Here is a 1,638-nt window from a genome sequence, read left to right as displayed (position 1 = left end):
AAAGCTATTATGGCAAAAACTTTTAGAGAATCAAACGTTACATTATAATTAGGATTTAACGTTCCGGCTCCTATAATTGATGCACTAAGAAAGTAAGAAGAATACAACATAGCAGATATAAAACAAAATATTGTTCCTATCGCGGCCCTATTCATTGTTCATCCTCCTTTATAATATTTTGAAATCTGCCCAAAAAATATAAACATGATTATTATAATCCAAAAGGTTGCGCACATCAACTTTTGGAGATTATCAATATTCATCACTTCTCTTACCCCTCCCAGTCATCCTGACAGAATCAAAACGAAGGATGGATTGTTTGTAAAAAAAACTTCAGTCAAAATGAAGTAGTTTATGGTCAGTCAACAGATGAGGAAACGCAAGAGAGGATCATCTGCAAGAAAAAAGATGGAACCTTGCTATTGATTGATCTCATATACCTGAAAGATACATTAAGTCATGACTTAATATTTTGGCCAACACGGGAGACCAAAGCTGGTAAAAAAGAAGCCGTGTTGCAAACTTTTAGTGAAACCATGCTCATCTACAAAATCTAATCATTAAAATTTACACTCATTTCAAAAAATAAGAAAGCTAATTTTAAGTGACATGCAGAAAGCCTAAAATCTGTGACGACTCTTCCCTTCTTCTGTGAAAATCTAACCGCTCAGATCTGAGCTATACCCGTTGTTCTATTTCTCTGGATGACCTACTTTTTTCATCATGATCCTTCCAATAAAAATAAATACAAAGAACAATTAAGATCAGTGGAAATAAGTAAAAAGCATCATTAAATCCTGCGGAATGGGTGACTCTTAAATAGTATAAAAGCCAAAACATAGACATGCTTGATATTAAAGTAATGGTACCGCTTAGGGAATACATGGATCTCTCTCCTTTATGAAGTGTGATAAAACGCCTGTAAAACAAATGTGAATGTTACCATTATAATGTAAATATATGACCAGAAGGGAATATCATGAAAAAAATAGCGATTATTATTGCTGCTTTACTGCTTTTTGTTGTAGGTACACCTAACATTTACGCAGCACAAAATGATGCAGCAGTACCTCATCCTGATAAGATTTCGGAGAATACATCCACTACGGCGACCCAAGATGCTGGTGCAACAACTACTGGTGAACATGTCATAACTCCTCAGAGCGTGGGGAATTCTTTTAACTTTACTGTAGGGGGAAGCGCAACTGCACCAGGTAGCTTCGAGGTTCCTAAGGATTTTGGGCATGTTAAATTGCGCATTAGGAACTATGCTAATGCCCCGGTTGATTTTACTGTACAGCACAACGATTCTGGTAAAGTGTATGTTGACGGCAAGACAATCAGCAAAAACAGTGAAACAGTTTGGAGAAGTACTGATGCGGGATTTTCGGACGGTTTGCGTTCTGGACGATATACAATTCAGTTCCGCGGTGGTACAAACAAAGTTAATGTGGAAATTTGGGGTGTAGCGGGTTCATTGCCTTCGGACGCAAAATAATAACTGACCTAAACAAAGAAAGCTCTGGGCCTCAGGTCTGGAGCTTCTTTGCGTTTTTTCTTAGGGTTCACGTTGTAGTTTGAGAAAACAGGCTTAGGAAGATATATCAACCAATGTATAAGCTTTATATTGAAGATTTA

General features: G+C 37.0%; 1 protein-coding gene. It reads left to right on the top strand.

Annotated features, from left to right (window positions below):
* Window positions 1–979: 979 nt before the first annotated feature.
* Complete coding sequence (locus C1I60_RS05270; RefSeq protein WP_137060792.1) at window positions 980–1,498, top strand: hypothetical protein; 519 nt, start codon at window positions 980–982, stop codon at window positions 1,496–1,498.
* Window positions 1,499–1,638: the final 140 nt, after the last annotated feature.

Origin of the sequence: Paenibacillus terrae (assembly GCF_005217525.1) — a bacterium.
GTDB lineage: Bacteria > Bacillota > Bacilli > Paenibacillales > Paenibacillaceae > Paenibacillus > Paenibacillus terrae_C.
The sequence above is the reverse complement of the archived record's forward strand: the minus strand, read 5'-3'. Positions and strand labels throughout refer to the sequence as shown.